Source organism: Sporomusa sp., assembly GCF_057736855.1.
Genome location: NZ_JBYKYF010000231.1, coordinates 1 through 5003, shown reverse-complemented (window position 1 = coordinate 5003; position 5003 = coordinate 1). Strand labels below are relative to the sequence as shown.

Sequence of the window (5003 nt, the reverse complement as noted above, 5' to 3'; positions counted from 1 at the left end):
GTAGGTATATCCCCTGCTCCACTACACTTTATGCTTTACCCCAACATTTGACAAAAAACCTAAAAAAGACTGAGCCACCTTTCCCCCGATCCAGTATCGAGAAAAGATGGCCTCATAGTGCTTTTTTATCATTGTCTACTTAACAAGGGTAACTCCACCATAAGGATTTTCTATTTACACAAATTAGCTACATACTCCCGGGTAACTAAACCCTAGAACTAATTTTCTTCTTCCTCAGACTGTTTCGCCTTCGTAAAGTCTATTAACGGCAAAATTAATGGGGGATATCCCGATTGTGACGTAAACTGGGTAATAAGTGGCCTTATATATGATAAAAGTGTAGCTGGAGCATTTACCTTAAGTAAGCTATCAACCTTATCTTCAATTGACTCATCCCAATGAAAATATCCTCTTATACTAATTTTAGAAACAAAAGGTACTTTCAAGAAATCCTCTTCCTTAAATATTCGTAAAGTAAAAACAACTTCTGCCACATGCTCGTCATCAGATTTCTTTACGAGTGTTTCTGAAAAATATTCAAGCTTTAGCTTTTCATTCGAATCAAAGGACTCATTAACTTTATAGTATACCTCTAATAATTCTGGACTCGAAAATTGAAATTTACTTGCTTTCATATCAGCGCTCCTAATTTTAAGCAGCTATGCTCAATTCACATCCAATTGATACTTGTCCACGAGTACATTCTAAAGAAACTAATTTTTCAATTCCATAAAATATATTAGCTTGCTTGGTGTAATTACAAATAACCTGATATTCTTCTGCACGATCTTCTTGGGTAACTTTGCAGAAGGAATCATTCTGGTAATAATTGTCATCATATATTTTATCTGCTAATCCCTTAGCAACCAAAGATTCAGTAAACTGCTCCGGTGTCATCTCAGTGATTTGATTTAGGCATTGCTGCAGAATATGGATGCTTTCTTGCTTATTCATCTTTGTATCACCTCTTCTAATTCACAGTGTAAGATTGCAGTCTCACATCTCACACAGTAGATACACTTAACGTGATTTACTACGTAGCTACCGTCTAAGAATTCGACCACTTTAGCCTGTTTTCTATATTCAGCATAACCTTTGATTACTTCAAAATTAGATGATAGTAGCGGAAAAAAGTCAAAAAGTGCATCTATTTTTTTCCCTAATGGTCCATAGGAACTACAACCTTTTTTTCTACAATATTCAATCCATAGTTTATCAATATATTCAAGTATATCGCTGTCTGATAAATCCAACAGCTTTTCTATACAAATATTTGCTTTAACTATCCATATCTCACCAGCAATGCTTTTTCTTTTTTGTCTCACCCAGTATTTCGCATTGGATAGATTATCCCAAAAATACATCCCTCTGCCGAAATAATGAATATCGGGGCTATTAATCGGGGTTTTCTGGTCCACAAATAACTTGCATCTATTTGCGTCATTTGTGTGGTACCCAACCACGTTCGGTTTTAGCAACATCCACTTTCATCCTTCTTATCGATTAACACTTCACTCACAATAAGCTATATCAATAAAAAGGGACCAGCATATAAATTATTCCCTTAAAAACCTTGTTTCAATCATTAATAATATATGCATCAAGTACTTTTATCTAGCACATTTATTATTCATCCTCGACGTCCCTAATAAATCTATTCTAAACGAGAGTGTCAAATCCTTCAACCTAATTGGCAAAAATTAAATATTTTTTATACTCTCTCCATAATAGAAATATAAAAGTGCTAGCCAAAAGGTATCATGGACTCGAATTTTTATTTCAGTTTGCTCTGCCGGGCGAATTAACAGAAACGAGCGCCCTACTCCGTTTGGACACTCGTTGGTAATCAGTTACGATTTGTTTTTTCCCGGTTGACACGCCCACACGATAAATCACCTTCCGTGCAATAACCTCCGGTTACACAAGTTGGCCCGGCTTTGGCAAACAACCTTGGCGCAACTGACTGAACTGCTGCCAGCATGGCATTGGCCAGATTGCGAATTTCCCATTGGGCCCGCAGGCAGCAACGCTTTTCAAAAAAATGCAAAAGCGACCGGGCATTCATAGTTACAACAATTTTTGTTTCGGTGGCATTTGCCAGTACATAGCGCGCATCCTCTTTATGGACACCCAAAGTTATGAGTTCATCATAGGTTTGCTGAATTTGCCGCATAAGCGCATCATATTTGGCCTTGGCCTCAGGGTTGTCGACAATCGTAGGCGGGGTAATATACTCGAATCCATGTTCAACAACATATCGCTGAGACTGCTGCGAGTAGGAGGCAATGCGGTGACGAACAAGCTGGTGTGTGAGCACTCGGGAAACCCCTTCGATAGCAAAAGTAAAATTTACATGTTCAAAGGTCGACAAATGCCCCATAGCAAACAGCTTCTCAATTAAATGATCCACTTGCGCATCAGACATAGTTTTCGCTAATGCTTCTGCCCCGGTGGCAGAATAACAGAGACGGGCCGACATAGCTACAACTCGTTCAGGCTCTGGGGTGTATTTGATTAAAGTTACTTTCATGGCGGCAATTCTCCTTTTTCGTTATGTTTTAGCACCGGCTGTCATTTCCCGGGAAATAATAGCGAAAGCTTTGTCTACCATTTCCGACAATCTTTCTTGTTTCTTCTGCAAATATAAATAACCTATCAACGCTTCAAATCCGGTTGCATAACGATATTCGGCAATGGATGCGCTCTTAGGTACCGTTGATTTGGCGTTACGCCCCCGCCGTACAATATCGGCTTCTTCAGGAAGTAGCTCAGCTTCCAGCGCTTTCATTGCCTTTGACTGCATAACCGCCGAAACCATTTTGGCATCAAAAGTATGCAGTACCCTTACCTTGTTCTGCTCATATCCCAATAGCCGAGTACGTACATATAACGTAAAATAGGCGTCACCAATATACGCTAGTACCAGAGCCGGCAAACGTTCGACAGGAATATCTGTATATTTAGCCGGGGAAAGCTCCCCGGCTTCATCAACAGTAAAAAAATTATCTACCAGTGATTGAAAATGATCAAACCTCACCGTTTTTTCCACCTTACACCCTGGGGTGAATCTTCAAGAATTATACCTACCTCTGCCAATTTATCGCGGATTTGGTCGGCTGTTGCCCAATCTTTTTTCTTTCTGGCCTCTTGTCTTACGTCAATGATAATATTCATTAACCCATTTACTAACTCAGCATTGTCATCCCGAACATCATCACGGATATTGAGAATACCAAGAATATCCGTTAATTGGCTAAAAATTGCGGCTGTCTGAGCTAAAGCGTCTGCATCCAGTCCGGTCTTTCCACTAGTAACTTTACTGTGATAAATATTAATTTCTTTCGCTAAACTAAACAACACACTGATGGCCAACGCGGTATTAAAATCATCGTCCATAGCTGCCCTAAATGCCGCAACCGCATCGGTTGCGGCTTTAACTAGCAGTTGGGAGTCTTCGTTGGCACCAGATGGTGGAAACGTTGCCAAATGCTTTAAATTATCCTCAGCGTTTTTTAATCGTTCTAAACTGCGTCCTGCTTCTTGCAGACGTTCGTCACTAAAATCAAGCGGACTCCGGTAATGGGTTGACAAGATAAAGAACCGCAGTACTTCTGGCGAAAAATGTTTCAATATATCAATAACCAGAAAGAAATTTCCCAGCGATTTGCTCATTTTTTCTTCATTAACAGTAATAAACCCGTTATGAAGCCAATAGCGAACAAAAGGTTCAATACCAGTATAGGCTTCCGATTGGGCAATTTCGTTTTCATGATGCGGGAACACTAGATCACTGCCGCCGCCATGGAAATCAAAACTAGGCCCAAGATATTTACAGGACATTACCGAACATTCAATATGCCAGCCTGGTCGGCCTTTCCCCCACGGGCTATCCCAAGAAGGTTCACCCGGCTTGGCACTTTTCCATAATGCAAAGTCCATGGGGTGTCTTTTGCGTTCGTCTACATCCACCCTAGCCCCGGCCTTCATATCTTCAAGGCTGCGGCCACTTAATTTCCCATAATCGGGAAATTTTTCAACACTATAATACACATCGCCGTCCACAACATAGGCAAAGCCCTTGTCAACAAGTTTTTCAACCATAGCCACTATATCGGGAATATGTTCAGAGACTTTGGGATATACGTGAGCTCGACGAATGTTAAGTTTATCCATAACCTCAAAGTAAGAGGCAATATACCTGTTGGCAATTACATCCCAAGTTACCTGTTCGCTGTTGGCGGCATTAATAATTTTGTCATCTATATCAGTAAAGTTCTGAACATGATATACTTCATAGCCCAAGTATTCCAGATAGCGTCGAATTACATCCCAGGTTATAAACGGACGAGCATTGCCGATATGCGGGTGATTATAGGGAGTTACACCACAAACATATATTTTTACTTTACCAGGTGTAAGTGGAGTAAACTCTTCTTTTTTCTTGGTCAAAGTATTATACACCTTTAGACTCATGGCGCTTCAGCTCCTTTTCCAACTGCTCAATACGAGCTTCCATTCGTTTCATATTGCGTTGCATACATAAAAGCATTTCTGCCACTGGATCCGGTAGATCACCATGTTCAAGATCAATGCCTTCATCAGTGCGACCAACCTTTTTGCCGTCATGCCATACTACCTTGCCAGGAATACCAACAACGGTAGAGTTAGGCGGGACTTCCCGCAGCACTACCGATCCGGCACCAATTTTCGAGTTATCGCCGACAGTGAATGAGCCTAAAACTTTGGCACCGCTGGCGACAACTACGTTATTGCCAATAGTAGGATGACGTTTACCTTTTTCCTTGCCCGTGCCGCCTAATGTTACTCCTTGGTAAAGAGTTACATTATTACCAATAACGCAGGTCTCACCAATGACTACACCGGTAGCATGGTCAATAAACAAGCCTTCGCCAATAGTTGCACCCGGATGAATATCTACGCCGGTTAAAAAACGGTTAAAATAACAAATTATTCGCGGAATAAGCACCCAACCGCGTTTATAC

General features: G+C 40.8%; 7 protein-coding genes. All 7 read right to left on the bottom strand.

The window, feature by feature from the left end:
• Positions 1-218: 218 nt before the first annotated feature.
• Complete coding sequence (locus AC29Z1_RS13365) at positions 219-635, bottom strand: protein-export chaperone SecB (protein ID WP_488271952.1); 417 nt, start codon at positions 633-635, stop codon at positions 219-221.
• A 16-nt stretch (positions 636-651) separates the two neighbouring features.
• Positions 652-954 (bottom strand): cyclin family protein, encoded by a 303-nt coding sequence (locus tag AC29Z1_RS13360; protein ID WP_488271951.1) that lies wholly within the window; start codon positions 952-954, stop codon positions 652-654.
• Positions 951-1481, bottom strand: coding sequence for a hypothetical protein (locus AC29Z1_RS13355; protein ID WP_488271950.1), 531 nt, complete (start codon positions 1479-1481; stop codon positions 951-953). The genes AC29Z1_RS13360 and AC29Z1_RS13355 overlap by 4 nt, the downstream gene beginning before the upstream one ends.
• 365 nt (positions 1482-1846) lie before the next feature.
• On the bottom strand, positions 1847-2530 hold the full coding sequence (gene thyX / locus AC29Z1_RS13350; RefSeq protein ID WP_488271949.1) for an FAD-dependent thymidylate synthase: 684 nt from the start codon (positions 2528-2530) through the stop codon (positions 1847-1849).
• Positions 2531-2551: 21 nt separating this feature from the next.
• A complete protein-coding gene (locus tag AC29Z1_RS13345; protein WP_488271948.1) occupies positions 2552-3037 on the bottom strand; it encodes a Mini-ribonuclease 3 in 486 nt (161 codons plus the stop codon).
• Positions 3034-4473, bottom strand: a complete 1440-nt coding sequence (gene cysS / locus AC29Z1_RS13340; protein WP_488271947.1) for a cysteine--tRNA ligase — start codon at positions 4471-4473, stop codon at positions 3034-3036. The genes AC29Z1_RS13345 and cysS overlap by 4 nt, the downstream gene beginning before the upstream one ends.
• A partial coding sequence (epsC, locus tag AC29Z1_RS13335; protein ID WP_488271946.1) for a serine O-acetyltransferase EpsC occupies positions 4454-5003 on the bottom strand: 550 nt, incomplete at its 5' end. The genes epsC and cysS, both read right to left, overlap by 20 nt.